Genomic DNA, 25,639 nt, shown 5'->3' on the forward strand with positions numbered 1-25,639 from the left:
AGAGAGAGGCGGGAGGCGGCCCACATGCACGCAAACGGATTTGCGGCATTAAAGACAAGGAGGAAAAATTATGTCAATGGTAGTACAGCACAATTTAACAGCAATGAATTCCAACAGAATGCTGGGAGTTACCACCAGCGCTCAGGCAAAATCTTCGGAAAAATTATCTTCCGGTTACCGGATTAACCGTGCGGCAGACGATGCGGCAGGACTGACTATTTCCGAGAAAATGAGAAAACAGATTCGCGGTCTGGACCGTGCGTCCACCAACGCAGAAGACGGTGTATCTGCAGTGCAGACAGCAGAGGGAGCTCTGACAGAAGTGCACTCCATGCTGCAGCGTATGAATGAACTGGCTACCCAGGCTTCCAACGGAACCAATTCAGAGTCTGACCGGGATGCCATTCAGGCGGAAATCAACCAGCTGACTACAGAAATCGACCGTGTGGCTGAGACGACCAAATTCAATGAAATCTATCTGCTGAAAGGCAACCGTGCCGGGGCAGTGACCACGCAGAAAGTGGCAGCCCATGACGCAGGCCTTAAGGGAACACTCACCGATTTGGGCGGCGGAACATCCACCTTCGCGCTGGATAAAGCTCTGGAAAACGGGGATAAGGTTACCATTGCCGGACAGGAATATACCATTGGTACCTCAGAAAACCATAAAGAAGCCGGGGAACTGAATACTTCTACGGACGGGTATGTAAAATCTACGGTTGCTCCTTTTATCACAACTACGCTGAATGCAGGAGACAGCGTAACCTATCAGGGAAATACCTATACTTTAACCGATAAAATTGCGGCTGATGACCTGAAATGGAAAGCAGGTGATAAAGTAAAGGTTGGAGGTGTGGAATTTACAGTAGCTGCCGGCAGCGGCGCCCCTGATGAAGCGGCAGGAACTGTTGGTGTGGATGTAGTTGCAAAATTTGTGGAATCTGCCCTGGCAGACGGAAAGCAGGTTGTGGGAACCAATGTGACCGTATCTGAAACAAAAGCGGGTACTACTGCTGCTGCAGATGTGACGAAGGCGGGAAACTTTACCATAGTTTCTGCTCTGGAAGCAGGAGAAATCAGTTCCGCAAAAGTAGTAGACAAAACAGCAGCAACCATTGCAAAAGCAGGTGCAGGACTTTCCACAACAGCTGCAACTTTCGACACAGGAGACAGCGTTACCATAGCCGGCGTTACCACAACTGCTACGGCAGAGACTCCGATTGCGGCAAAAGACGTATATGACGCAGTCAATGCACTGGACGTTGGAGACACGGTAATCGTTGGAAGCGGTACAGACCAGGTTACCTATACCATCGTTGACGAAGCAGATGTGGATGAAGAAGCCTTTAAACTTACAAAAGATGCGATTCTGGCAAAGATTCATGACGGTGACAGTGTCAGCACAGACGGAGGAACAACCACCAATACTGTTATCGGTGACATTGCCCTGCCAAAGAGCGATGAAAAAGTAATCAGCGCCAAAGAGGCTTATTCCATGATGGCAGAAGAACTGCAGAAGGCTTCCAGTATTGGAACCGACGAGGCAGCTGCTGTAACAAATGATGGAAATGGAAAATTCACCATTACACAGGGCTCTGTGGAAGTGAAAAAATCCCTGTCCTTCAACCTCCATGTAGGTTCTGACGCCGATATGACCAATAAGATTACTGTTGATATCGACGCCATGGACGCAGCAGGACTGGGTGTAAAGAACCTGAATGTATCCGATGAAACCGGAACAGCCGCAACCTATGCAATCGACGCCATTGCAGACGCAATTTCCAAAGTATCCGCTCAGCGTTCTGCTCTCGGTGCAGTTCAGAACAGACTGGAGCACACCATCGCCAACCTTGATAACGTTGTGGAAAATACCACAGCAGCAGAATCCAGAATCCGTGATACGGATATGGCATCCGAGATGGTGGAATACAGCAAGAACAATATTCTTGCACAGGCAGGCCAGTCCATGCTTGCACAGGCAAATCAGTCCACACAGGGTGTACTGTCCCTGCTTCAGTAAGCAGTGCAGCCTGTTATTCAGCAGACAGTATGATATGCTGCAATATAAAAGACGCCGGAATGAGCCGGCGTCTTTTTTTCATCTTACAGGAAAGACCTTGCCGCTATAAAGCGTTAAAGTCCATGACTTTCCTATAAGATAAAAATATGGATGCGCACTCGTGCGGACTGTATAAATTTTTTCAGTTGTAAAAAAATTTTCCGTATGATATAGTCAGGTCAGCGAATGGAATTTCCCCCCCACATACAATTCGTATTCAGGAGAGCCTGACAGAGGCTGATGTTGAAAAGGAAAGAGAAGGAGAAAAATCAAATGAAAGCACCGAAAAACACTTCAGGAGCGGGACTTCCCACCGGGGATCTGAAAAATATTCCGGGAATCGGGAAAAAATGGAACAGCATCTGAAAAATATTGGAATTCACCGTATTGAAGATTTAAATGGAAAAGATCCGGAAGAACTCTATGGACAGGACTGTCTGAAAAAAGGGTTTCAGGAGGACAGGTGCGCCCTGTATGTATACCGCTGCGCAGTATATTATGCGGAGCATGAACAGCACGAAGAGGAAAAATTAAACTGGTGGTACTGGAAAGAGAAAGAATATCCGGAAAAATGATGTCTTCCAGTCTGCAATTCTTACACAATTCTCACACAATTCGTAAAAATCTGAATTTCCTCCGGATTTTAAACGGTAAGACAAAAGAAAAATCAGGAAATATCAGCAGTGAATTGTTTGTAATCACTGCTTTTTATAAAATACTTCCTTATATTATCTGAAAATAATTATTTATATTTATATATAATCATATTATCTGAAAATAAAAAGAAAAAAACTGTTTACAGCGAAGGAAAAAAGGTGTATACTTAGTTCAGACAGAGCAATGATTTACCATGATAAAGTGCCAGGAATGGACAGCAGGGAGGATGAGAACATGCAGGAAACAAAAAGAACAGCCATGGGTATGTATGACCCCGGTTTTGAGCATGACAACTGCGGAATAGGTGCAGTTGTCAATATAAAAGGAGTCAAAAGCCATCAGACGGTGGAAAACGCATTGAAAATTGTAGAGAATTTAAAGCACAGAGCCGGAAAAGACGCGGAAGGCAAGACCGGAGACGGTGTGGGGATTCTGCTGCAGATTTCCCATAAATTTTTTAAAAAGGCCGCCCAGGAAGCGGGAATCACGCTGGGAGAGGAACGTGATTACGGAATCGGCATGTTCTTCTTTTCCCAGGATGAACTGAAACGGAACCAGGCCAGAAAAATGTTTGAAGTCATTGTAAAAAAAGAAGGCATGGAATTTCTGGGCTGGCGGAACGTACCCATTGCTCCGGATCAGCTTGGCCAGAAAGCCGTGGACTGTATGCCTTATATCATGCAGGGGTTTGTGAAGCGGCCCAAAGGGGTGGAACAGGGACTGGATTTTGACCGGAGGCTTTATGTGGCAAGGCGTGTCTTCGAGCAGTCCAGCGACGACACCTATGTGGTATCCCTGTCCAGTCGTACCATTGTATACAAGGGCATGTTTCTGGTGGAGCAGCTTCGCCTGTTTTTTGCAGATTTGCAGGATCGGGACTATGAATCCGCCATTGCTACGGTGCATTCCAGATTTTCCACCAATACCAATCCAAGCTGGGAGCGGGCCCATCCCAACCGTCTGATTGTCCATAACGGGGAGATTAACACCATCCGGGGAAATGCGGATAAAATGCTGGCCAGGGAAGAAACCATGGAATCCGAGTATTTAAAGGGAGAGCTGCAGAAGGTACTTCCGGTGGTCAATGCGGAAGGTTCCGATTCCGCCATGCTGGACAATACCCTGGAATTTCTGGTGATGAGCGGTATGGAGCTTCCTCTGGCGGTGATGATTACCATTCCGGAGCCCTGGGCCAACAACGGTCTCATGAGTCAGAAAAAAAAGGATTTTTACCAGTATTATGCTACCATGATGGAGCCCTGGGACGGTCCGGCTTCCATTGTATTCAGCGACGGGGATATTCTGGGAGCAGTTCTGGACAGGAACGGACTGCGCCCTTCCCGGTATTATATCACCGATGACGACAACCTGATTCTCTCCTCGGAAGTGGGAGTGCTGGATATTGACCACACCAGAATTGTGGCAAAGGAGCGTCTGCGTCCGGGAAAAATGCTTCTGGTGGACACGGTGCAGGGCCGGGTCATCGACGATGATGAATTAAAGGAAAAATATGCCGGCCGGCAGCCCTATGGGGAATGGCTGGACCGGAATTTAATCAATCTGGCAGATTTGAAAATTCCAAACCAGCGGGTGCCGGAATATGAAAAAAAAGAACGCCAGCGGATGCAGAAAACCTTTGGTTATACGTACGAATCTCTGAAGGAAGCCATACTTCCCATGGCCAGAAACGGTGGGGAAGGCACAGCAGCTATGGGAATTGATACGCCTCTGGCAGCGCTGGCAGGCGACCATCAGCCTTTGTTCAATTATTTTAAGCAGAAATTCGCTCAGGTAACCAATCCGCCCATTGATTCCATTCGGGAGGAAGTGGTGACCAGCACCACCGTATATATCGGGGAAGACGGGAACCTGCTGGAAGAAAAGCCTGCCAACTGCCAGGTATTAAAGGTTGAAAATCCCATTCTCACCAATACGGATTTGATGAAAATCAAGGCCATGAAGGTGGAAGGGTTTAAAGTAGTGGAAATCCCCATTATTTATTACAAGAATACCAGCCTGGAAAAGGCCATTGACCGCCTGTTTGTGGAAGCGGACCGGGCTTACCGGGACGGAGCCAATATTCTGATTCTGTCGGACCGGGGCGTGGATGAGAATCATGTGCCCATCCCCTCTCTGCTGGCGGTGTCCGCATTGCAGCAGCATTTAATCAAGACGAAAAAGCGTACCGCACTGGCGGTGATTCTGGAATCGGGAGAACCGAGAGAGGTACATCATTTTGCAACTCTGCTGGGTTACGGGGCCTGCGCCATCAACCCCTATCTGGCACAGGATACGGTAAAGCAGCTTATCGACGACCATATGCTGGACAAAGATTACTATGCGGCCATTGCAGATTACAATCATGCGATTATTCACGGAATTGTAAAGATTGCGGCAAAAATGGGAATTTCCACCATTCAGTCTTATCAGGGAGCCAAAATTTTTGAGGCAATCGGTATCAGCTCCGATGTTATTGAAACATATTTTACCAACACCGTAAGCCGAATCGGCGGCATTACGTTAAAAGATATTGAGCAGGATGTGGACGCCCTTCACTCCAGCGCCTATGACCCGCTGGGACTGGAAACAGATCTGACTCTGGAAAGCAGGGGCCGCCATAAAATGCGCAGCGGCGCCGACAGCCATCTGTACAATCCCCTCACGATTCATCTTCTGCAGGAGTCCACGAAGCGGGGGGACTACCAGATGTTCAAACAGTATACGGAAGCGGCAAATGCGGAGGAGAAGAAAGCCAATATCCGGGGAATGATGGATTTTAATTATCCGAAGAAAGGAATTCCTCTGGAAGAAGTGGAGAGTGTGGATTCCATTGTGACCAGGTTTAAGACGGGGGCCATGTCTTACGGTTCCATTTCTCAGGAAGCCCATGAGACACTGGCAATCGCCATGAACCGCCTGCATGGGAAATCCAACAGCGGCGAGGGCGGAGAGAGTCCGGAGCGTCTGGTGACAGGCCCTGACGGGAAGAACCGCTGTTCCGCCATCAAACAGGTGGCTTCCGGGCGGTTCGGCGTTACCAGCCGCTATCTGGTCAGCGCGAAAGAAATCCAGATTAAGATGGCTCAGGGGGCCAAGCCGGGAGAAGGCGGCCATCTGCCGGGACAGAAGGTTTATCCATGGATTGCCCGTACCAGACTGTCCACGCCGGGGGTATCTCTGATTTCTCCGCCGCCCCATCACGATATTTACTCCATTGAAGATTTGGAGCAGCTGATATATGATTTGAAAAATTCCAACAAAAATGCCAGAATTACCGTGAAGCTGGTCTCAGAAGCCGGCGTGGGAACTGTGGCTGCAGGCGTTGCCAAAGCAGGGGCCCAGGTGGTGCTGATTTCCGGTTACGACGGTGGAACCGGGGCTGCCCCCAGCAGTTCCATTCACAATGCGGGGCTGCCCTGGGAGCTGGGACTTTCTGAAACCCATCAGACGCTGATTTTGAATGGTCTGCGCAACAAAGTGCGGATTGAGACAGATGGAAAGCTGATGACGGGCCGGGACGTGGCCATTGCGGCCATGTTGGGTGCGGAGGAATTCGGCTTTGCCACAGCGCCCCTGGTAACCATGGGCTGTGTCATGATGCGGGTCTGCAATCTGGATACCTGTCCGGCGGGAATTGCCACCCAGAATCCGGAACTGCGGAAACGTTTTGCAGGCAAACCGGAATATGTCATCCATTTTATGCGGTTTATTGCGGAAGAACTGCGGGAATATATGGCGAAGCTGGGAATCCGTACGGTAGACGAGCTGGTGGGAAGAAGCGATTTGCTGAAAGTGCGGGAGGATCTGACCGAGCGGGAAAAAGAACTGGATTTGTCCCGGATTCTGAACAATCCATTCGCAGGGCCAAAATCAAAGGTTATTTTTGATGCGAAGCAGGTCTATGATTTTGAACTGGAGAAGACCAAAGATGAAAAAGTATTGATGAAACAGTTGAAATCGGCGCTGGAAAGCGGCCAGAAACGCAGTATAGATCTGGAAGTCAGCAATACGGACCGTTCCTTCGGAACGATTTTCGGCTCAGAAATCACCAGACGGTTCGACGATACGCTGGAAGAAGATACCTTCCTGGTAAAATGCACCGGAGCAGGAGGACAGAGCTTTGGGGCTTTCATTCCCAAAGGCCTGACACTGGAACTGGTGGGCGACAGCAACGACTATTTTGGAAAAGGGCTGTCCGGAGGCAAACTGGTGGTCTATCCGCCCACCGGGGTGAAATTTAAGCAGGATGAAAATATTATTATCGGAAATGTGGCCCTTTACGGAGCCACCAGCGGCAAGGCATTTATCAACGGTGTGGCCGGAGAACGGTTCTGCGTCCGCAATTCCGGAGCCGTTGCGGTGGTGGAAGGCGTGGGAGACCATGGCTGTGAATACATGACCGGCGGCCGGGTGGTTGTTCTTGGCAAAACCGGGAAAAACTTTGCGGCAGGCATGAGCGGCGGGATTGCCTATGTGCTGGACGAAGAGAATGATTTATATACCAGAATCAACAAAGAGATGGTATTTTCAGAAGAAATCACTTCCAAATACGACGTGATGGAACTGAAAGATATGATAAAAGAACATGTAACACTGACCAATTCCCGGAAAGGGAAGGAAGTGCTGGACAATTTCAGTGAATATCTGCCCAGATTCAAGAAAATCATTCCGTATGATTACAACCGTATGATGATGGCCATTGTACAGATGGAAGAAAAAGGCTTAAGCTCAGAACAGGCACAGATTGAAGCATTCTATGCCAATATGAAACATTAGGGAGGGACGCGAACATGGGAAAACCAACAGGATTTATGGAATATGACAGACAGACAGCAGAGGCGGCTTCACCCAGAGAGCGTATTGGGAACTACCGGGAGTTCCACACTCCTTTAACCAGAGAAGAACAGCAGAGGCAGGGAGCCAGGTGCATGGCCTGCGGCGTGCCTTTCTGCCAGTCCGGCATGGAACTGATGGGGATGACCTCCGGCTGTCCGCTGCACAATCTGGTGCCGGAGTGGAATGACCTGGTTTATACGGGCAACTGGGAGCAGGCGTATAACCGCCTGGTGAAAACCAATAATTTTCCGGAATTTACTTCCAGAGTATGTCCGGCTCTCTGTGAAGCGGCCTGTACCTGCGGCCATTACGGAGACGCAGTTTCCGTGAAAGAAAATGAATACGGAATTATTGAGAATGCTTATGAGCAGAGCTTTGCCAGAGCAAAACCCCCGAAAGTCCGCACAGGTAAGAAGGTGGCTGTGATAGGCTCCGGCCCGGCAGGTCTTGCGGCGGCAGACCAGCTCAACAAACGGGGCCATCAGGTTACCGTATATGAGCGGGACGACCGGGTGGGCGGACTTCTCATGTACGGAATTCCCAATATGAAGCTGGAAAAGCATGTGATTGACCGGAAAATCCACATCATGGAAGAAGAAGGAATAGAATTTATTACAGGCGTGAACGTGGGAAAAGACGTAAAAGCCTCCAAACTTATGAAGGAATACGACCGGGTTATTCTGGCCTGCGGCGCCAAAAATCCCCGCGATATCAAAGTTCCCGGCCGGGACGCCGAAGGTATCTTCTTTGCGGTGGATTTCCTGGCAGCCACCACGAAAAGCCTTCTGGATTCTGATTTAAAAGATAACAAATATATTTCCGCCAAAGGGAAAAAAGTGGTGATTATCGGCGGCGGAGATACGGGAAACGACTGTGTGGGCACCTCCATCCGGCACGGGGCAGCTTCTGTTACCCAGCTTGAAATGATGCCAAAAGCGCCCGATGAGAGGGCAAAAGACAATCCCTGGCCCCAGTGGCCAAAGGTCTGCAAGACGGATTACGGTCAGGAAGAAGCTATTGCTGTGTTTGGCCATGACCCCCGTATTTATCAGACTACGGTAAAAGAATTTCTGAAGGATAAAAACGGCAAACTCTGCGGCCTGACCACCGTAAAGCTGGAGAGCAAAAAAGACGAAAAAACGGGACGCATGGTAATGGCGGAGGTGCCGGGTTCCGAGAAAAAGCTGGATGCGGATCTGGTACTGATTGCGGCAGGATTTCTGGGAACGGAAAAATATGTGGCAGACGCATTCGGGGTAGCATTGAATCAGCGGACCAATGTGGAGACCAGAAAAGAACAGTATGAGACCAGTGTAAAACATGTGTTTGCTGCCGGAGATATGCACAGAGGCCAGTCACTGGTGGTGTGGGCCATTCGGGAAGGCCGGGAAGCCGCCAGAGCAGTGGACGCCAGCCTGATGGGGTATACCAACCTGGGAGCGTAAAATGTTTTATTATGCACACCCGCAGGAATGGAATAATGTCGCTTCAGAGCGTCAGAAAGGCTGTCGGAGAATGAAATTTGCAGACAATATATGCAGAGAAACTCAACGGTTCACAGCTATATATTGCGTAAATCTTCTATTTTCCGACAGCCTCTTTGTTTTTATGTATGCTGCCTGACCGGACGAAGTATTATTCAAAAATCCGAATGTGACTTTCTGACAATGTCTCAATGGTCCGGGTCAGCGAATGGAAGTCAGACAGAAGGTCTTTGGAGCAGCATTCTGCCTTTTCATATATCCGGGGTAATTCTTCGGTGCGGCCCGAACGGACAGCGGCAATCATTTCCGTTCCATAAGAATGGAAGGTTTTGTGTTTGCTTTCAAGGCCTTTCCAGAGTTCCGTGACTGCCGGGTTTACAGGTTTGAAAGAATAGTAGAAATGGCCGAAGCCGCATCTGGTGCAGTCCGTCTGCAATACTTTTAACTGTCCGGTCTGAACGATATCTTTTAATGTATGTAACCAGTCCTGATGGGCTTTTATGGCGTTATTCAGACAGTTGAGGATAATCTGGTTGTCCAGCATATAAAATGCATCTCTTGCCATATTTCCCATAATTTTTGTGGATTCATCCAGGTGTTTTTCAATTATTTTGGATGGTTCCACAAGTTCTGCAATGGAATCGCTGGAAAGGGTCAGGGAATCTGTGTCCTCTTTCAGATTCTGGCACTGTTCGTTTACATGCTGCATCTGGTTGTCCAGTTCATTCATAGAACTGCTGATTTCTTCGCTGACAGCGGCCAGAGAAGAAACGGAATCTGTAATGCTGTCCATTCCGGCCCGGTTATTTCTGGTAATTTTCCATACGTTCTGAATATTTTCATTGATATGTTCCAGCTCGGAGACGGTGGTATCCACGCTGGAAGAACTTTTTCTGGAGGCGTCCTGGATACTGTCTGCAAAAGTGCCCATACGTCCTGTAAGAGCTCTTGTTTCATCTGCAAGTTTCCGTATTTCTTCCGCCACAACAGCAAATCCCCGGCCGGCGGTACCGGCACGGGCGGCTTCTATGGAAGCGTTTAAGGCCAGAAGGTTGGTCTGTTCTGAAATGGCATTGATTGCTTCAATTGCTTCATTCATATGCTGAATGATTTCCAGGAGTCCGTAAATATCCTGCTTCATTCCCTGAGCGGTGGAGATGGCGGAAGAAGACAAATCGGTAATAGAAGTAAGTTCGTTTTCACAGTTCCGGATATCTTCCATGATTTTGCCGGATTCGTCAGAAACTTCGATAATGGTTGCAGTCAGATTATCATGGGCCTTTGACACTTCCGTGGTAATGCCGGCTGTCAGTTCTGCCGATTCGCTGATGGCGCCTGCAGAGGCGGAAATAGAAGTGTTAATCTGTTCCACAGTGGCCACATTCGTTTCCAGCGTCAAATCCATGGAACTCATCTGGATGACTGCGTCCATGGTTTTTGTCACGGCCTGTTCAAATTCTTTCCGCCCGTTCATCAGACGCTGATGGATATTGTTCAGTTCTCCGTTGGCCGGCTCATATTGCATGTCAGTCAGCCTGGAAACAGATGCAAGAGCAGCATATAAAGATTTTTTTCTTAAATTCATGGTTATTTGTCCTTTTCTTCTTTTAAACATGCGTCACATATGTAGTTTATCTTTAAATCATAGGAAAGTATGGGTACGTCTATCTGTTTTTCCAGAGAAGCAGTCAGATCCTCCAGTACAATATCTGACAGTTTTCCGCATTTTCTGCACACCAGATGGTCATGCCGGGTCGCCCTGTCATAACGGTCCGGATATCCTTCAACGGAAATTTTCCGAATCAGTCCCTGATGATACAGAGAAGATAAATTGTTATAAACAGTAGCCTGAGCCACGGTCTGGTTTTTGTCTTTTAAACGCAGATATATCTGTTCTGGCGTTAAGTGGCATTCAGAATTGTTGATGATTTCCAGAATATTTGCAGCATTTTTCGTCATAGCACCTCCGCTGAAACAGGAAGACATGTTCGCGTATTATTTTTTATCTTATAGGAAGACACTTTCACGCTTTAGCGTAATAAGGTCTTTCCTGTTAAGATAAAAAACCACTAAAATTAGAATTGTTCTAATTCTAATTTTAGTGGTTTTCCATCATTTGTCAATAGTAAAATAGTATTTTGCAGGGTTATGGAGAATATACGGTGAATATGCCGGAGTCCGGAGGATAACAGGTAAACAGCATGAAACACAGGAACAGGAGAAGTACAGCACAATACAGGGGAAGGCGGTAAGGGCTGAGTCTGCAGGACAGAGTGAGGTTATAAGCGCTGAAATATGCAAGGACAGTGCCCAGCAGGAAAGAGAGAAGATCCAGGACAAACACGTTTTTTCCCAGAATAAACGTATAACTGTAAAAAAAGACCGGGATAAAAAGTGTCCCTGCCAGAATTCCGAAACAAAGAGAGGAGGCAATGCAGGGATAAGTTTTTTTCAGGTTCCGAATCATTATGGCTGAGAAAAGCAGCATTGGGAAAAACAACAGTTTCAGATGTTCCCAGACAGATTCATTTACAGGAGTAAACAGGCCCACCAGAAAGTTTCTGCCGGTCCATTCATACAGAAAGTGAGACAGGGTTCCTGTTATCAGAACGAAAAGGATGCCGGTCAGAAAATAGCATTTTAATTGTTTCATGAAAAATCACCTCAGGGACAGTATATGTGAAGGGCAGTATTTTATGCAGGCACGGATAAGAGAAAAAGAAATCAGAAGAGTATACCCGCCAGCTATGGTAGTGTATACGGAAAAAGTATTTGCATCATGGAAAAAAATATTATATTCTTTAACAGGTTAAGTGTAAAATATGGAATCGAAAATGCCATGGAGCAGGGTGTGAATTACTATGATACCGCATGGGGCTACCACAATGGGAACTCAGAGCTGGTAATGGGAAAGGCACTGAGCCGCTATCCGCGGGAGAACTTTTATCTTGCCACAAAATTTCCTGGGTACGACCTTTCCAATATGGACAAGGTGGAAGAAATTTTTGAAAAGCAGCTGGAAAAATGCCAGGTTTCTTATTTTGACTTTTATCTGTTCCACAATGTCTGTGAGATGAATATTGACGCTTATCTGGATGAGAAATACGGAATTTACAGGTATCTGACGGAACAGAAGAAAAATGGGCGTATCCGTCACCTGGGATTTTCCGCTCACGGAAGCCTGGAGGTGATGAAGCGCTTCCTGGAGGCATATGGAAAAGACATGGAATTCTGCCAGATTCAGCTTAATTATCTGGACTGGTCTTTCCAGGAAGCGAAAGAAAAAATGGAATTGCTGAAGGATTACAACCTTCCGGTGTGGGTGATGGAACCGCTGCGAGGCGGAAAACTTGCAAAACTGCCGGAGAAGGAGACGGAAATCCTGCAAAATCTTCGTCCGGAGGAAGGGATTCCGGCCTGGGCCTTCCGGTTTCTCCAGTCGCTGCCGGAGGTGACGGTGGTGCTTTCCGGTATGTCAGATTTGAGTCAGATGAAAGAAAATATCAGAACATTTGAGAAAGATATTCCGCTGAATCAGGAGGAAATGGATATGCTGCTCTCAGTGGCGGAAGGGATGCTGAACGGAACGCTGCCCTGTACCGCCTGCCGCTACTGTGTGAGCCACTGTCCGCAGGGACTGGACATTCCCTCTTTGCTGGAGCTTTACAATGAGCATAATTTTACCGGGGGTGGGTTTATTGCGCCCATGGCGCTGATGGCGGTGCCGAAAGAAAAACATCCGGACGCCTGCGTGGGCTGCAGAAGCTGTGAGGCAGTCTGCCCTCAGCAGATTAAAATATCAGAGGCCATGGCAGACTTTGCAGAAAAATTAAAGTAAGTTTCCTCACTTGACGGCTGCGGGGTTTCCGTTCATAATATATAGAAATAAAATCTACTGGTATGGGAGAATACGTTATGAAAGAAGCGCAGTCACTGCAGGGGCAGGCATATGATTATCTGATTGAAATGATAAAAGACGGGGAACTGGAAGCCGGGAAGATATATTCTCTGAATCAAATGGCCAGGAAGGCCGGGGTTTCCAGAACCCCTTTTCGCGATGCGGTGCTGCGGCTGGAGCAGGAACGTTACCTGGACATGCTGCCCAGCAAAGGGTTTATCTTACATAGTATGACAAAAGAAGATATTCAGGAGACCTATCAGATTCGAAACGCCATTGAATCTTACTGCTTTAAACAGCTTTCGCTGCACCTTGACACAGCCAGAGGGCAGGAGTACATTCTGAAAATGACCAATAAAGTCGTAAAGCAGAAAGAAATTTTTCACTCCACCGGTTCCAGTGAGGAATTTGGAAGAAAGGATTATGAATTCCACCGGAGCGTTGTCCAGTATCTTGGAAATGAATCCATGCTGGAAATTTACCGCAGTTTTATGTATCGGATTTTCTGGCTGAACGTTACTTCTTTTGCCAGAGAGGGACGAATGGAAGATACCATTACGGAACACAGAACCATACTGGAAACCGTACGGGAACGGGATCTGGACAGACTGGAATGGCTGATTGAGCACCATCTTACCATTGCCCAGAATATCAATCTGCAGTTTCTGGAGAAAAAGGAAGAACAGTTAAAACAGCAATTATCCGGCAAAATGGAAGATTCCTTTTAAATATAACTGAATGGAATTTAATGAAAATGGCGGCAGATATAACAGGCAGGAGCCCTTTCCCAGGCAGTGGAAAGGGCTCCTTCTGATAAAAGGAAACTTATGTTATTTTGCAGAATACGTCTGACATTAACCTATGGGAAAGCAGGCGTTAATCAGAAAGGTCATAATTAAAATAGCAGTTGCCGGCGGGTCAATATGGGAATCGGTTCCGCTGTTGACCATATTGCCTGTGATATCGGCAAGGAGCCCGGACAGCGTGCCGAACAGGATACTGACTGCAAGAGCAAGATACAGATTGCCGGTTGCCCCGTAAGACTGTACCACGGCGGCAGCGGCGATGATTACAATATGATGGCAGCCAAAGAAGTTGTGGCCCATGGCTGCGAAAGCCAGGCCGAATGCGGCCATACCGAAAATCAGCTGGGGATAGCAGCCGCCAAACCCGTCGATGGGAACGCCTGCATAAACGGCTCCCACATAGACGCCGCCCACCACAAGGCTGTAAGCCATGCTAATCAGAAGGGTGGTGGAGAAGGCCTTGCCTTTACTGATGAGTGCTGTTCCCGTTCTCAGTTTTCCTCCGCCGAACAGGAAGCGGACCAGGATGGCAGAGCAGAATACGGTAAGTCCTGGGGTATCGGTAACCAGACGGGGAGAAATCGTCCCGGCAAAGAGATTTCCCGCCACCAGTTCTTTGAACAGAAAGCCAATTACGCCGAAGATACCGCCCACCAGCAGTACGCCGGGTTCGTTCAGCCCGGACAGAGGCGTAATGATATCGGCGCCGTTTTCTGTGATACCTTTCTTTTTGGCAAAAGCAGAAGCGGCCACGCCTCCGGCAAAGGCCACATAAGGTCCGAAAAACGGTCCGAACGCAACATAGTTCAGTAAGATATTGGATGCATCGCCTGCGCCGCACATACTGGCCACAGAACCTGCAATGGCGAAAACACCGGTCAGGACGAATGATGCCAGTCCGCCGACAGAAGCGGCAAATACACCGCCTCCGAATGCAGCAATAAGACATAAAATATTTATCATAAGTAATAATACCTCCTGTGATTGAATGCAATACAATAAATATATACGTGTATATACATGAATGAAACTATTGATTTTACAGGTTATCTGCGCTATACTTGACAGTGAAATCAGAAGTTGCAGCTCTGATTTTGGGGAAGGCGCCTTTTCTGTAAATAATATTTGTCAAAACGGAATTTACGAAAAGGCGCCTTTCTGATTTTTACTAATCTTCGATTTCAGCAATACATACCACCTGACTGGAATCCAGTCCTTTGATTCTGAGGGGAGCATTGAAGAATCTTGTGATTTTTGCACCTTTTGGAATTTCGGATAAATGCATGTCTTCTACGCCGGTGACAAATTTTCCGGTATAATATCCAAGCATATGTCTGTGGCAGTCCGGCGGAAGTTCTCCTTCGGGACATTTGGAGGAGGCGGAGCCGATGGCAAGGAAATCCATGCCCACACCTTTCAGATTGGGAAATTCTTCTGTCAGGTAGTCGCCTGCATCCGGTGCGATATAAGCGCCTTCGTTCTGGTAAAGATTCTGGTTGGTATCCCGGTACTGCTCCATTCCCGTGCGAATCAGTGCAAAGGAAACCTCTGATAAAGTATCTGCAAAAGGCAGAAGGTCTGCTTTGTGGATACCTTCAGCAGGGCCTTTTGGGATTTCCAGCAGAGCTACTTTTGTATGGCAGAAATACTCTATGGGCAGTTCATTGATGTTCAGTCCGTCTTTTACAAAATGACGGGGCGCATCCATGTGGGTACCGCAGTGGTTGGGAAGTTCTGAGGTAAAACTGCAGAAAGGACAGTCCTCTGACACGTCTGTACACTGCTTTACCTGAACAACGGGTTCTCCCGGCCATGCATATCCTTCCGGGTCCAGGGGATGAGATAAAAACAGAAACATAATAATTCCTCCTTAATATGTAATATGGTTTTGCACATGTTTCATGGCTGCATTAAGATTTCAGCGGCTTCTTTCAGGGTGGAAATTTCTCCTACATTTCCGGGGAAGATGACATAGGGAGTCAGCGGGAATTTGCTTTCCGCCCCGGTCTGCCATACGGGAATGCCGGGCTTAATCTGTCCCAGTACGCTGGCTTTCTGTACAGCAAGGGCTTTGGTGCCCACGTCTGAGGAGGTAATGCCTCCTTTGGCGATGACGAAAGCGGGGACTACGGATAATCTGCCTACCAGGGACTGTACCGCGTCCGAGATTTTTACAGACAGCCGCAGGTCGTCTTCCTTATCTCCGGTATCTGCGGTAATCAGAGCCCTTGTGGTATAGACGCAGACCGTGGTTCCGGCTTTCAGATATTCTTCTTCCAGAGCAAGGCAGCGGGCTACCTCTCTGTCAAAAGCATCTTCCTCTCTGACCAGCGTGGCGTCCAGCTCCACAAATGCAATGTCAGGATTCTCCTTTAACATTTCAAGCTGCCGGGTGGTTTTTTCCGTATGGGAACCCACCACGATAATTCCGCCGTTGCCGGTTTCCCGGACTACCATCTGGTCTCTGGTCAGCAGGGGCTGGTCAGAAACGCCGCCCATTACCTTAACAATGGCGGCAGCGGTGCGGAACAGAAAGACTTTGCCTCTGGCCATGGCCCGGAACAGCGCGATACAGAATACTTTGATGTCGGCATAGTCAATGGCGTTGACTATGATTTTGTTAAATCCGGTGACCTCCATAAGCTGCTGTTCTATGGCGTCAAGACGCATTTCCCGCAGGTCTTTCAGGGAGATGGCGGTGACAGATTCTTTCCGGAAAGCTCCTTTTGTCTTTTCCTCCACGTATTCCTTCAGGTTGGAAACCGTGTAGCCGAAGGTTTTGTCTCTGGCAAATTCTGTTTCGGCTGCGGGAATCAGCCGGTCGCCGTCTTTGACGTAATGGACGTTGTCAATGGTAAAGCGGCCGCCTTCCCGGAAGAAGGGGCAGAGAATTTCACCGTCCACAGGTTTTCCGGTGTTTTTTTCATAAGATTCTTTCAGGACTGCGGTTTCCAGGGGATAATGTCCCCGGAGGGTGGAGTCGCTTCGGCTGATAAAAATGTATTCGGTTCCGGTTTCCCTGGAAACTTCATCCACAACAGCTGCAATTTCCTTATGCACCTGTTCTGTCTGCGCCGCTGTAAATCCCCTGGAATTTGTCAGTATGTAGAACAGTTTGTTTTCTTCTGCAAATCCCTGGGTGATGCTGTCTTTTGTCCAGCTGGTATATACGGAAATGTCATGGACGGTCTGGACGCCCGTAGGGTCGTCATCCAGCACCACAATTTTTTTGCTGTTTTTGGAAATTTCCTGCTCCAGGAGCGTATCGGCCAGGGATTCGTCCACCGGAGCGTAAGAATTCAGCACATCTGCATGTAATGACATGGGGACCTCCTTTCTATTCTTCTGTTTTTTTCACCTGCACGTCAGCCAGCCCTTCAAAATACTGTACGATTCCGCCGTGATCGTCGTTCATATGCCCGTGGATTTTCAGGGTCTGCAGGATTTCATACAACTGGGCGGAGTAGGGGATGGGTACATCCAGAGAGTGGGCGGTGTTCACTACATTTTTGATGTCTTTGTGGTTGATGGATATTTTGCCTCCGGGTACGAAATTCCGCTCCACAATCATGGGAATTTTGGCGTCCAGCACAGCGCTTCCGGCAAGGCCGCCCCGGATGGCATGGTATACCTTCAAAGGATCTGCGCCGGCCTTTGTGGCAAGGACAAAAGCCTCGGAGACAATGGCAATGGTGTTGTTGACAATAATCTGGTTGGCCAGTTTTGTAACGGAACCGCTGCCGCTGCCGCCAATCAGTACTGCCGAGGAGCCCATAATGTCAAAATAGGGCGTCAGAGCATCGAAATCTTTCCGGTCGCCTCCCGCCATAAAGGCCAGTGTTCCGTTGATGGCGCCGGGTTCACCGCCGGATACGGGAGCATCCACAAAGCCCACGCCGATTTTTGCCAGCTCGCTGTAACATTCCTGGGACTCCACAGGGGTGACGGAACTCATATCGCAGACGATAGTTCCGCTGGTCATGGCGGAGGCCAGCCCGCTTTTACCAAACAGGACGTCTTTGGATATGTCTCCATTGGGAAGTATCAGGAAAATTATGCTGCACTGAGCGGCAATTTCCCCATAGGTACCGGAAGCTGCGCCGGCCGCTGTCACTTCTTCCACCGCTTCTCTGTTCAGGTCGCATACCAGGAGCTCAACCTTTTCTTTTAACAGGTTCAGGGCCATGGGTTTTCCCATAATGCCGAGACCGATAAAACCAACTTTACTCATAACTTCCTCCTTTTTTATTTTATAATCCCATTATACGATATACCGGTATATCGGTCAAGAACTATTTTTGCATTTTGTACAAAAAATGAGAGAATTTTATCAGATTTTGTTGAAAAACAGATAAAAAATGATACAATAAAGGTAAGAATTTGTATAAGAAAAGATGTGAGGCAGAGTTATGGAGAAAAAGGCGTCATTTAATCTTGCAGGGAAAGAAGAATTTGAGCATATCATGGAAGTGTTCGGCAGGTGCACCGACGATTATCTGTTTTTGCTGGATCTGGACAACGGGGATTATATTATTTCTCAGCGTGCACTGGAAAAGTTTAATTTGCCTTCCACGCATTTTTCCAATGCGGGCAAGGTGCTGGAGCAGGTAATTTATCCGGAGGATTTTCCGGCTTTATCGGAAGATCTGGACCGTCTGAAATATATGGGCGGGACGGAACATGATATGGAATACCGATGGATGGACCGGGAGGGGCGCCTGGTCTGGATCAGCTGCCGCGGTGTGGTAATTCAGGATACCAGGGAAATGAGCCGGATGCTGGTGGGAAGAATTACGGAAATCGGAAGCAAGCGCAAGGCAGATGATGTGACGGGACTGTTTGCGGAACGTCAGTTTCAGCTGGATTATAAGAAAATCAGGAAGAAAGGAAGACGGGGAACGCTGCTTCGCATCGGCGTGGATAATTTTAAGGAAGTGAATGAGCGCTATGGGATAGAGGTGGGAGACGGTGTTCTGAAAATGATTGCCCAGTGTATGGAGCAGGTCAGCGGGACAGAACGCTGCTATAAAGTAAACGGAGACGAATTTCTGGTACTGTTTATGGAAGATGACGTGCAGGAGGCCCGGAAGAAATATCACCAGGTCCGGATTCTGATTGAAGAACAGCGCAGGGAGCAGGGATACCGGAACTTTTATACCATTTCTTCCGGCGTGGTGGGATTTTCCAGTGAAGAGCTGGATTTTGAGGATTTGAGCAATTATTCTGAATTTGCGCTGGGCATGGCCAAGAAAAACGGCAAGAACTGTTCTTATATTTTCCGGGAGGAAGATTATAAGGCTTATATGAAGAGTCTGGATATTCAGGAGAAGCTCCGTTATGCGGTGAATCACGGGTTCGAAGGATTTGAAGTGTTTTATCAGCCCATTATTTCCGTGAAGACAGAACAGATTGTGGGTGCGGAGGCATTGCTTCGGTTTTCCTGTGGAGAATACGGAATGCTTTCCCCGGGAATTTTCATTCCCATTCTGGAGGAGAGCGGCCTGATTATTCCGGTGGGAGAGTGGGTGTATCAGACTGCCATGCGTCAGGGGATGGAGTGGCAGGAAATGATACCGAATTTCCGCATCAATATCAATCTTTCTTTTATTCAGATCTGCAAGTCGGATGTGGTAAGCGGAATTATGGCGGCAATTCGGGAGCTGGGCATCAATCCGGGAACGGTACTGTTTGAATTTACCGAAAGCGGGATGATTTCCTATGATGATTCGGTGCAGCGGCTGCTGGATGTGCTGAATGAGAATCAGGTCAAGATTGCGCTGGATGATTTTGGGACGGGTTATTCTTCCCTTGCTTATCTGAAGAATCTCCGGGTGAATCTGCTGAAACTGGACCGGAGCTTTACCTCCAAGGCAGTTTCCAGTGATTTCGACTATAAGCTGATTGGCCATATTGTGGACATGGCTCACAGCATTGGCATGGGCGTCTGCTTTGAGGGAATAGAGACGGAGGAAGAACTGATGAAGCTGCGCAGGCTGAGTCCCGATTATATTCAGGGCTTCTATTATGGAAAGCCGGTGGACCGGCAGAGGTTTTATGAACAGAATCTGCAGGGGGTTGGGAATATGGAGTGAAAGAGAAATCAGCTGTCGCCTATGTGGATATAAGTACAGCACTGACTCGTGGGTACCGGAAGCACGCTGCTGCTTTCCGTGTGATAGTCAACAGGGGTGGTTTCTGTTCCGTTCCACATCATAAGGGGATGGGAGGACCATGGGCCGTACAGGCTGTCTGCCACAGCGTACTGGCGCAGGCCGGAATCCACCATATAATATTGATTGTTGTAGTGCTCCATACAGATTACGGAAATAATCTGTCCGGAAATCATTTTCGGATGACATGGGCTTTAAGACAACGCCCTCGTCTGTCCAGTTGTATAAATCGGTGGAACTGTACAGGTGGACTCCGGTGGCAGTATAGATTCCTCCGTATGATATAACTCCATTATAATGTGAATTAAGGTTTTTGCAACTTCTTTTTGGAAAATGGGAAAGTTTTCGGTAACAGTTCAGAACAGGACTTTGCACCTGCTGCAAAGTCCGTAAAATGTGTGAATTCTGTCAGAACGGAATCACAGATATTTTTTTACAATGTTCAGAAAATCATCATGGTGCTCTTTCACAAACTGTTCGTAAGTCATGCTGCGGGCAGCAATCTCCGTTCCCAGTTCCACGAGAAATTCAGGAATTTCAGATTCCAGCATAAGGCCCAGTTCCGTGCCGAATGCTTCCCGGCCCCGGAGGGGGCAGCCCATTTCATATACGGCAAAGGCCGGGCGCGGTCCGTCCGGAGTCTGCCGGACGCCGCCCCGAAAGCCAAGAGAAGCAATCTGATGGCCGGAGCAGGAGGAGGGGCAGCCGGAAATATGAATTTTGGGAAGCACTCCGTCAGGAAAATGCTCCTGACGGACACGTTTCAGGCAGGCAGCCAGCAGAGCCTGGGAATCTCTGGCGCCAATCTGGCAGATGGAAGCGCCGATACAGGATACGGAAGTTTCAAATAAGGTTTCCGCGCTGTCTGCAGTCAGGGGCAGCAGCTTTTCCGCTTCGGAGCCGGTCAGATTGAGAATATAAAGGCTCTGGTCCGGAGAAATCCGAAGCACCGCATCCTCCATGGGAAGGATGGCGTTGTACAGGCTGCGGAAAAATTCCGGGTGAGGGCTGCCGCCGGGCGGATGGTAGTGCAGGGCGTACAGCCCTTCCTGTTTCTGAGGGATTATACGGGGATGGCGGGGAGTGGTTCCGTCCCCCGGTTTGGCTGTTACCGGAATATCAGGATGAATATCCAGATGTTCTTCGGAATATGCCAGAGACAGCTTTTCCTGAAATGCCTGAATATAACCTTCGCATCCCAGAGTATCCTGCATGAAGCGGGTACGGGATTTTCCGCGGTTTTCATAGTTCCCGTAAGTGACAAAGGTATCCACCATTGCTTTGATACAGTAAAGGATTCCGGAAGGCTCCACATCAGAGGCCACCAGAGCTCCCATGCGGGGCTCCCGGCCCAGACCTCCTGCGCTGTATACGTCAAAGGTGTTTCGTTCTGTGGCCACAAACCCCAGATCCCGGAATGTGGCATGAGTGATGTTTTCCTGAGAACTGGAAAAGCATACCTTTAACTTCCGGGGAAGTTTTACGGTATGGATAAATCCAAGCAGATAGTCAGCGGCAGCTTTTGCGTAGGGAAGAACGTCAAAATATTCTCCCTTCTGTACGCCGGAGAGAGGGGAACACATGACATTTCTGGGATAGTCGCCTCCGCCGCCTCTGGTGATAATGCCATGGTCGAAGGATTCTTCTATCAGGGCGCAGACCTGCGCCTCAGACAGGTTGTGAAGCTGCAGACTCTGGCAGGTGGAAAAATGTACCAGTGTAATTTTGTATTTTTCGATACTTTCCGCAATAAACAGAAGCTGTTCTTTGCGGATTTCTCCGCCGGTCAGGCGAAGACGCAGCATACTGGAGGCGCCGCCTCTCTGGGCATAACTTCCGAAACCTCCGGAAAAGCGCTTATATTCTGCGATATTTATGTCTTTCCGGTAAAATTTTTCCGTCATTTCATGGAATTCCTGCAAATCTCCCCGAAATTCTGCTATATAATCTTTGGACATAATGACCTCCTGTGAAATTAGGATGACAGATAATACGAATACGGAAACAGTATTCCCATATTGGCAGAATTTAACCGGGAAAATAAAACAGAAAGATTTTTTATGTCAGGAGATTAATCTGGCAGAGGGGTTATGTTTGTGTACGGGGCAGGGATTCCACAAGCTGGATGAAATCCTGCATCTGGGAGGTAACAGGCTTGCTCTGGTTATGGCAGAGATAAAAATACCGTTTCATGGATACATTTTCCAGAGGCAGGGAACGGATTTCACCCTTTTCCACATACTCTGTGATACAGCGCCGGGACAGGATGCCAAGGCCCAGGTTATGGCGTACTGCATCCACAATCCCGCAGCGGCTGCTGCATTCCCATCTCGTTACAAAAGGAATGTGATGGGTCAGCATGATATTTTCAAAAATGGCACGGGTTCCGCTTCCCTTTTCCCGCATAATAAAATCCTGATGTCTGAGATCTTCGATGGATATGGAGTCTCTGGAGGCAAAGGGATGCTTATTGCCGCAGATGACGCAGAGGGAATCCTCGATAACAGGTTCCGTCATAATTTCCTGCCGGACGATGATTCCTTCTACCAGTGCAATGTCCAGTTCATTGTTAATCATCCGGTGTTCAATGATTTTGGTATTGTCCACAAATACGGTTACGTCAATGTCGGAGTGCAGGCGGTTCAGCTCTTCCACCAGTGCGCCCATCATGGTATTGCCGATGGTGAGGGTTGCGCCGATACGCAGGGGGCGCAGGGAATTGGCATGTTTCATGGACTGTTCCAGATGTTCGTGGCTTGCGACAATTTCTCTGGCGCTGTCTAACAGGAGCATACCTGCCGGGGTGATTTTCAGCTCTCTGGGGAACCGTTCAAACAGTCTGGTCTGATATTCGTTTTCCAGGTCTGAGATAATCTGGCTTACGGTGGGCTGGGAAATGTACAGACGTCTGGCGGCTTCGCTCATCTTCTTATATTCCACTACTGCAATAAAGGTTTTCAGTTGTTTTAAAGTAGCCATAATGACTCCTCCGTTTTCTTCCGTTTATCTATAGGATAATGCCTATGGTACTATTTGAATTTTACTATTTTACGCGGAATTTAACAAGTGCTATCATAATAATATAGAAAATTTTGTCGATTTTCAATAGATGAAGGAGGTATGAGATGAAAGTATTAGTTCTTGGAGGTGTTGCTGCCGGAACCAAAGTGGCTGCAAAACTGATGCGGGAAGACCGCGGGAATGAAGTGGTTGTCCTGAATAAAGGGGCTGACATTTCCTATGCAGGCTGCGGCCTTCCCTATTATGTGGGCCATGTGATTGAGGACCGGGAGCAGTTGATTGTGAACACACCGGAGAAGTATTCCAGACTGACAGGCGTTACCGTGTTGACAGAGACGGAAGCGGTAAAGGTTGACCCGGAAGGAAAAAAAGTTGTGGCCAGGAATCTGAAGACCGGAGAGGAACAGGTTCATGAGTACGACAAACTGATTATTTCCGTTGGAGCAAGCCCTGTGAAACCTCCCATGGAAGGCTGTGATCTGGAAAATGTGTTCTTTGTAAGGACGCCGGAAGACGCCATTCAGATTCGTGACGTGGTGGATGCGGGAAATGTAAAACGTGCCGTAGTAGTAGGCGCAGGTTACATTGGCCTGGAAATTGCAGAGAATTTAAAACTGCAGGGCGTTCGTCCTTTCGTGCTGGATATGGCGGAACATGCTCTTCCCGGATTTGACGCGGAGATGGCTGAATATGTGGAAGGCAAACTGCAGGAAAGCGGAATCCCGGTGGTAACGGGAGTGGCGGTAACCGGAATCGAAGGAGACGGAAAAGTTGAAAAGGTAATTACCAGTAAGAAAGCATACAAGGCGGATCTGGTGGTACTCAGTGCCGGAATCCGGCCCAACACGGCATTTCTGGAGGGAATCGGACTGGAAATGTTTAAGGGAACCATTATGACAAATGAGAACGGGGAGACAAATCTTCCCGATATCTATGCGGCAGGAGACTGTGCAATGGTTCACAACGCTCTGACCGGAAAGGCTGCATGGTCCCCCATGGGCTCCACAGCCAACATCAGCGGACGTCTGATTGCTCAGAATATCATGGGCGCAAATCTTGGATACCGGGGTGTGCTGGGAACTGCCGTATGTAAGCTGCCGGGACTGAACGTGGGAAGAACCGGACTGACAGAAGCGCAGGCTGAGGCAGAAGGCTTCCATCCGGTCAGCGTAATTACTGTTGTGGATGACAAAGCACATTATTTCCCCGGAGCAGGCACTTTTGTAATTAGTGTCTGCTGATTAAGCAAATATTTGCAACTTCCAACTCTTACATCTGCTCCAGTTACACCAAAATCGGATCAGATACAAAAGAGCATAAAGTATTCGCCTCTGAATCTTGAATAGATTCATCACAAATACAGATAATGCGACAGAAGTTAACTGCGTTTCCTCCAGCTTGGTGGTAATACAGTCCATGCCATAGCAGCGTTTGCTTAAGCTAAAAGTACGTTCCACTTCGATTCTGTCAGTATTATCCTGATACTCTTGTTTTTTATCAACTTTTACTGCAGCACTTGGTCTGCCCAGTTTTGGTCCTGACAGACGGATCCCATGCTCTTTGCAATAACTCCTGTTTTCTCTGGTCCGGTATATCTGATCTGCCAGCACACGTTTCGGATAATAACCGGTGCGTTCCTTGAAGCGTTCTACCGCTTCAATCAGGCAGGTGCTCTCGTTATATGCTTCAAACGATATTTTTTCGATGCGTCCGTATCCTTCACTGTCAAGGCTTAGATCAAACTTTGCACCAAATTCAACTGGGGCTTTTACTTTCCCCCTGACAATAGGACGAAGCCATGGCTGCGAGATGCTTACGATACGATGTTCCACTGAGTGTACTTTGTTATCGTACATGTACTTCTGCTGCTCGTACAGCGTGATGATAGTCAGATACAAACTAATTTCTTTATCTGTCATCGCATATCCGTCGCTCATGAACTTTTCCAGATATCCGATGTCTCTTGCAACGTAACCAAGCTGTTTGCGCAGTGCCTTCCTGATTTTCTTTGCACTATGTTTTTTACTTTTGGCAAATGAAAGATAATCTTTTCTGGCACGTCTTCTATAGCGTCTTGGCAGTGGAAGACCATAGGATTTGCAAAAACGGTAAATGATGGTTTCCAGTTTCTCCCTTGCTTCGTTCAGGAGTGAAATATCCTGGGGATAACGGATGTCTGCCGGTGCACAGGTTGCGTCCAGTGTCAGTGTTCCTTTGTTTGTGTCTTCTTTCAAAGCGTCATTATCGCCGGAGTTTCCGGAAGATGGTGGTGTATTGTTGTCATCATCTTTGTGAGCAAGAAGATACTCATTTACTTCCATCAGCATTTCAGCAGAAATGCGTTTGCGAAAAAGAACCAGTGTGCTTGCATCAAACGGAGCTTCTTCCTGATAGCCGGGAAGTCCGATAAAGTACTGCAGATATGGATTCTCTGTGATCTGTTCCACGAGTTCACGATCAGAATACTGGAACTTGGTCTGGATGATCAGGGCTCCTAACGCCATCCGAAATGGCTTGGCAACATTACCCGTACCACTCGGGAACAGTCTGGCATATTTTACTTCAAATTCATCCCATGGGATTCGGTCAGCCAGTTTGATCCAGCGGTTATCCGAGTTCATGTGGAGTCCCATAGGCTGGTTGAAATCGAGAAACGAGTGGTGTAACTTGTTAATAGGTTTGTACATTGATTTAGCCCCTTTATACAT

19 protein-coding genes are annotated in these 25,639 nt (G+C 48.0%); 8 read left to right on the forward strand and 11 right to left on the reverse strand.

Features of this window, described 5'->3' with window-relative positions; genetic code table 11:
- Nucleotides 1-70: 70 nt before the first annotated feature.
- From VSQ32_02410 to VSQ32_02425, 4 genes are all read left to right on the forward strand, one after another.
- Complete coding sequence (locus VSQ32_02410) at nucleotides 71-2,020, forward strand: flagellin (protein ID MEH2941730.1); 1,950 nt, start codon at nucleotides 71-73, stop codon at nucleotides 2,018-2,020.
- A gap of 389 nt (nucleotides 2,021-2,409) precedes the next feature.
- Nucleotides 2,410-2,634 (forward strand): helix-hairpin-helix domain-containing protein, encoded by a 225-nt coding sequence (locus tag VSQ32_02415; protein MEH2941731.1) that lies wholly within the window; start codon nucleotides 2,410-2,412, stop codon nucleotides 2,632-2,634.
- Between the two features lie 316 nt (nucleotides 2,635-2,950).
- Complete coding sequence (gltB, locus tag VSQ32_02420; protein ID MEH2941732.1) at nucleotides 2,951-7,492, forward strand: glutamate synthase large subunit; 4,542 nt, start codon at nucleotides 2,951-2,953, stop codon at nucleotides 7,490-7,492.
- 14 nt (nucleotides 7,493-7,506) lie between these two features.
- Nucleotides 7,507-8,997, forward strand: a complete 1,491-nt coding sequence (locus VSQ32_02425) for a glutamate synthase subunit beta (GenBank protein MEH2941733.1) — start codon at nucleotides 7,507-7,509, stop codon at nucleotides 8,995-8,997.
- A 190-nt stretch (nucleotides 8,998-9,187) separates the two neighbouring features.
- Here VSQ32_02425 and VSQ32_02430 read toward each other — a convergent pair whose 3' ends face one another.
- The 3 genes from VSQ32_02430 to VSQ32_02440 form a co-directional block, all read right to left on the reverse strand.
- Nucleotides 9,188-10,621, reverse strand: a complete 1,434-nt coding sequence (locus tag VSQ32_02430; protein MEH2941734.1) for a methyl-accepting chemotaxis protein — start codon at nucleotides 10,619-10,621, stop codon at nucleotides 9,188-9,190.
- Nucleotides 10,622-10,623: 2 nt separating this feature from the next.
- The gene (locus VSQ32_02435) at nucleotides 10,624-10,995 is read right to left on the reverse strand and encodes a transcriptional repressor (protein MEH2941735.1); all 372 of its coding nucleotides are present in this window, start codon (nucleotides 10,993-10,995) and stop codon (nucleotides 10,624-10,626) included.
- A gap of 187 nt (nucleotides 10,996-11,182) precedes the next feature.
- Entirely contained in the window at nucleotides 11,183-11,689 is a 507-nt protein-coding gene (locus tag VSQ32_02440; protein ID MEH2941736.1) for a DUF6512 family protein, read from the reverse strand.
- A 126-nt stretch (nucleotides 11,690-11,815) separates the two neighbouring features.
- Between VSQ32_02440 and VSQ32_02445 the strand changes: the two genes are divergently transcribed.
- Together VSQ32_02445 and VSQ32_02450 are read left to right on the forward strand one after the other, a co-directional pair.
- The gene (locus VSQ32_02445; protein MEH2941737.1) at nucleotides 11,816-12,874 is read left to right on the forward strand and encodes an aldo/keto reductase; all 1,059 of its coding nucleotides are present in this window, start codon (nucleotides 11,816-11,818) and stop codon (nucleotides 12,872-12,874) included.
- Nucleotides 12,875-12,951: 77 nt separating this feature from the next.
- Nucleotides 12,952-13,662, forward strand: a complete 711-nt coding sequence (locus tag VSQ32_02450; GenBank protein ID MEH2941738.1) for a GntR family transcriptional regulator — start codon at nucleotides 12,952-12,954, stop codon at nucleotides 13,660-13,662.
- Nucleotides 13,663-13,788: 126 nt separating this feature from the next.
- Here the strand turns inward: VSQ32_02450 and VSQ32_02455 are convergent, their stop codons facing one another.
- The 4 genes from VSQ32_02455 to garR all read right to left on the reverse strand — a co-directional run bounded on the left by VSQ32_02455 (nucleotide 13,789) and on the right by garR (nucleotide 17,971).
- Nucleotides 13,789-14,703, reverse strand: a complete 915-nt coding sequence (locus VSQ32_02455) for a hypothetical protein (GenBank protein ID MEH2941739.1) — start codon at nucleotides 14,701-14,703, stop codon at nucleotides 13,789-13,791.
- A 205-nt stretch (nucleotides 14,704-14,908) separates the two neighbouring features.
- A complete protein-coding gene (locus VSQ32_02460; GenBank protein MEH2941740.1) occupies nucleotides 14,909-15,598 on the reverse strand; it encodes a cyclase family protein in 690 nt (229 codons plus the stop codon).
- Nucleotides 15,599-15,639: 41 nt separating this feature from the next.
- The gene (locus VSQ32_02465) at nucleotides 15,640-17,064 is read right to left on the reverse strand and encodes a four-carbon acid sugar kinase family protein (GenBank protein MEH2941741.1); all 1,425 of its coding nucleotides are present in this window, start codon (nucleotides 17,062-17,064) and stop codon (nucleotides 15,640-15,642) included.
- Nucleotides 17,065-17,077: 13 nt separating this feature from the next.
- Complete coding sequence (gene garR, locus VSQ32_02470; protein MEH2941742.1) at nucleotides 17,078-17,971, reverse strand: 2-hydroxy-3-oxopropionate reductase; 894 nt, start codon at nucleotides 17,969-17,971, stop codon at nucleotides 17,078-17,080.
- Nucleotides 17,972-18,149: 178 nt separating this feature from the next.
- Here garR and VSQ32_02475 point away from each other — a divergent pair, with 178 nt between their 5' ends.
- Nucleotides 18,150-19,832: a GGDEF and EAL domain-containing protein gene (locus VSQ32_02475; protein ID MEH2941743.1), complete on the forward strand. Its 1,683-nt coding sequence runs from the start codon at nucleotides 18,150-18,152 to the stop codon at nucleotides 19,830-19,832.
- 8 nt (nucleotides 19,833-19,840) lie between these two features.
- Here the strand turns inward: VSQ32_02475 and VSQ32_02480 are convergent, their stop codons facing one another.
- The 3 genes from VSQ32_02480 to VSQ32_02490 all read right to left on the reverse strand — a co-directional run bounded on the left by VSQ32_02480 (nucleotide 19,841) and on the right by VSQ32_02490 (nucleotide 22,889).
- Nucleotides 19,841-20,086: a hypothetical protein gene (locus VSQ32_02480; GenBank protein MEH2941744.1), complete on the reverse strand. Its 246-nt coding sequence runs from the start codon at nucleotides 20,084-20,086 to the stop codon at nucleotides 19,841-19,843.
- A 243-nt stretch (nucleotides 20,087-20,329) separates the two neighbouring features.
- Nucleotides 20,330-21,868, reverse strand: coding sequence for a nitrite/sulfite reductase (locus VSQ32_02485; protein MEH2941745.1), 1,539 nt, complete (start codon nucleotides 21,866-21,868; stop codon nucleotides 20,330-20,332).
- Nucleotides 21,869-21,998: 130 nt separating this feature from the next.
- Nucleotides 21,999-22,889: a LysR family transcriptional regulator gene (locus VSQ32_02490; protein ID MEH2941746.1), complete on the reverse strand. Its 891-nt coding sequence runs from the start codon at nucleotides 22,887-22,889 to the stop codon at nucleotides 21,999-22,001.
- Between the two features lie 146 nt (nucleotides 22,890-23,035).
- On the opposite strand from VSQ32_02490, the gene VSQ32_02495 reads away from it, so the two are divergent.
- Nucleotides 23,036-24,172, forward strand: coding sequence for an FAD-dependent oxidoreductase (locus tag VSQ32_02495; GenBank protein MEH2941747.1), 1,137 nt, complete (start codon nucleotides 23,036-23,038; stop codon nucleotides 24,170-24,172).
- Here the strand turns inward: VSQ32_02495 and VSQ32_02500 are convergent, their stop codons facing one another.
- Nucleotides 24,173-25,618 (reverse strand): IS5 family transposase, encoded by a 1,446-nt coding sequence (locus tag VSQ32_02500; GenBank protein MEH2941748.1) that lies wholly within the window; start codon nucleotides 25,616-25,618, stop codon nucleotides 24,173-24,175.
- Between the last annotated feature and the right edge of the window lie 21 nt (nucleotides 25,619-25,639).

The organism is Lachnospiraceae bacterium JLR.KK002, from assembly GCA_036941025.1.
Classification (GTDB): Bacteria; Bacillota; Clostridia; order Lachnospirales; family Lachnospiraceae; genus Petralouisia.

What these genes read in the sequence shown, in the direction of transcription:
- VSQ32_02410 (MEH2941730.1), top strand. Translation starts at nt 71, where the DNA reads ATGTCAATGGTAGTACAGCACAATTTAACAGCAATGAATTCCAACAGA.
- VSQ32_02415 (MEH2941731.1), top strand. Translation starts at nt 2,410, where the DNA reads ATGGAACAGCATCTGAAAAATATTGGAATTCACCGTATTGAAGATTTA.
- gltB (MEH2941732.1), top strand. Translation starts at nt 2,951, where the DNA reads ATGCAGGAAACAAAAAGAACAGCCATGGGTATGTATGACCCCGGTTTT.
- VSQ32_02425 (MEH2941733.1), top strand. Translation starts at nt 7,507, where the DNA reads ATGGGAAAACCAACAGGATTTATGGAATATGACAGACAGACAGCAGAG.
- VSQ32_02430 (MEH2941734.1), bottom strand. Translation starts at nt 10,621, where the DNA reads ATGAATTTAAGAAAAAAATCTTTATATGCTGCTCTTGCATCTGTTTCC.
- VSQ32_02435 (MEH2941735.1), bottom strand. Translation starts at nt 10,995, where the DNA reads ATGACGAAAAATGCTGCAAATATTCTGGAAATCATCAACAATTCTGAA.
- VSQ32_02440 (MEH2941736.1), bottom strand. Translation starts at nt 11,689, where the DNA reads ATGAAACAATTAAAATGCTATTTTCTGACCGGCATCCTTTTCGTTCTG.
- VSQ32_02445 (MEH2941737.1), top strand. Translation starts at nt 11,816, where the DNA reads ATGGAAAAAAATATTATATTCTTTAACAGGTTAAGTGTAAAATATGGA.
- VSQ32_02450 (MEH2941738.1), top strand. Translation starts at nt 12,952, where the DNA reads ATGAAAGAAGCGCAGTCACTGCAGGGGCAGGCATATGATTATCTGATT.
- VSQ32_02455 (MEH2941739.1), bottom strand. Translation starts at nt 14,703, where the DNA reads ATGATAAATATTTTATGTCTTATTGCTGCATTCGGAGGCGGTGTATTT.
- VSQ32_02460 (MEH2941740.1), bottom strand. Translation starts at nt 15,598, where the DNA reads ATGTTTCTGTTTTTATCTCATCCCCTGGACCCGGAAGGATATGCATGG.
- VSQ32_02465 (MEH2941741.1), bottom strand. Translation starts at nt 17,064, where the DNA reads ATGTCATTACATGCAGATGTGCTGAATTCTTACGCTCCGGTGGACGAA.
- garR (MEH2941742.1), bottom strand. Translation starts at nt 17,971, where the DNA reads ATGAGTAAAGTTGGTTTTATCGGTCTCGGCATTATGGGAAAACCCATG.
- VSQ32_02475 (MEH2941743.1), top strand. Translation starts at nt 18,150, where the DNA reads ATGGAGAAAAAGGCGTCATTTAATCTTGCAGGGAAAGAAGAATTTGAG.
- VSQ32_02480 (MEH2941744.1), bottom strand. Translation starts at nt 20,086, where the DNA reads ATGATTTCCGGACAGATTATTTCCGTAATCTGTATGGAGCACTACAAC.
- VSQ32_02485 (MEH2941745.1), bottom strand. Translation starts at nt 21,868, where the DNA reads ATGTCCAAAGATTATATAGCAGAATTTCGGGGAGATTTGCAGGAATTC.
- VSQ32_02490 (MEH2941746.1), bottom strand. Translation starts at nt 22,889, where the DNA reads ATGGCTACTTTAAAACAACTGAAAACCTTTATTGCAGTAGTGGAATAT.
- VSQ32_02495 (MEH2941747.1), top strand. Translation starts at nt 23,036, where the DNA reads ATGAAAGTATTAGTTCTTGGAGGTGTTGCTGCCGGAACCAAAGTGGCT.
- VSQ32_02500 (MEH2941748.1), bottom strand. Translation starts at nt 25,618, where the DNA reads ATGTACAAACCTATTAACAAGTTACACCACTCGTTTCTCGATTTCAAC.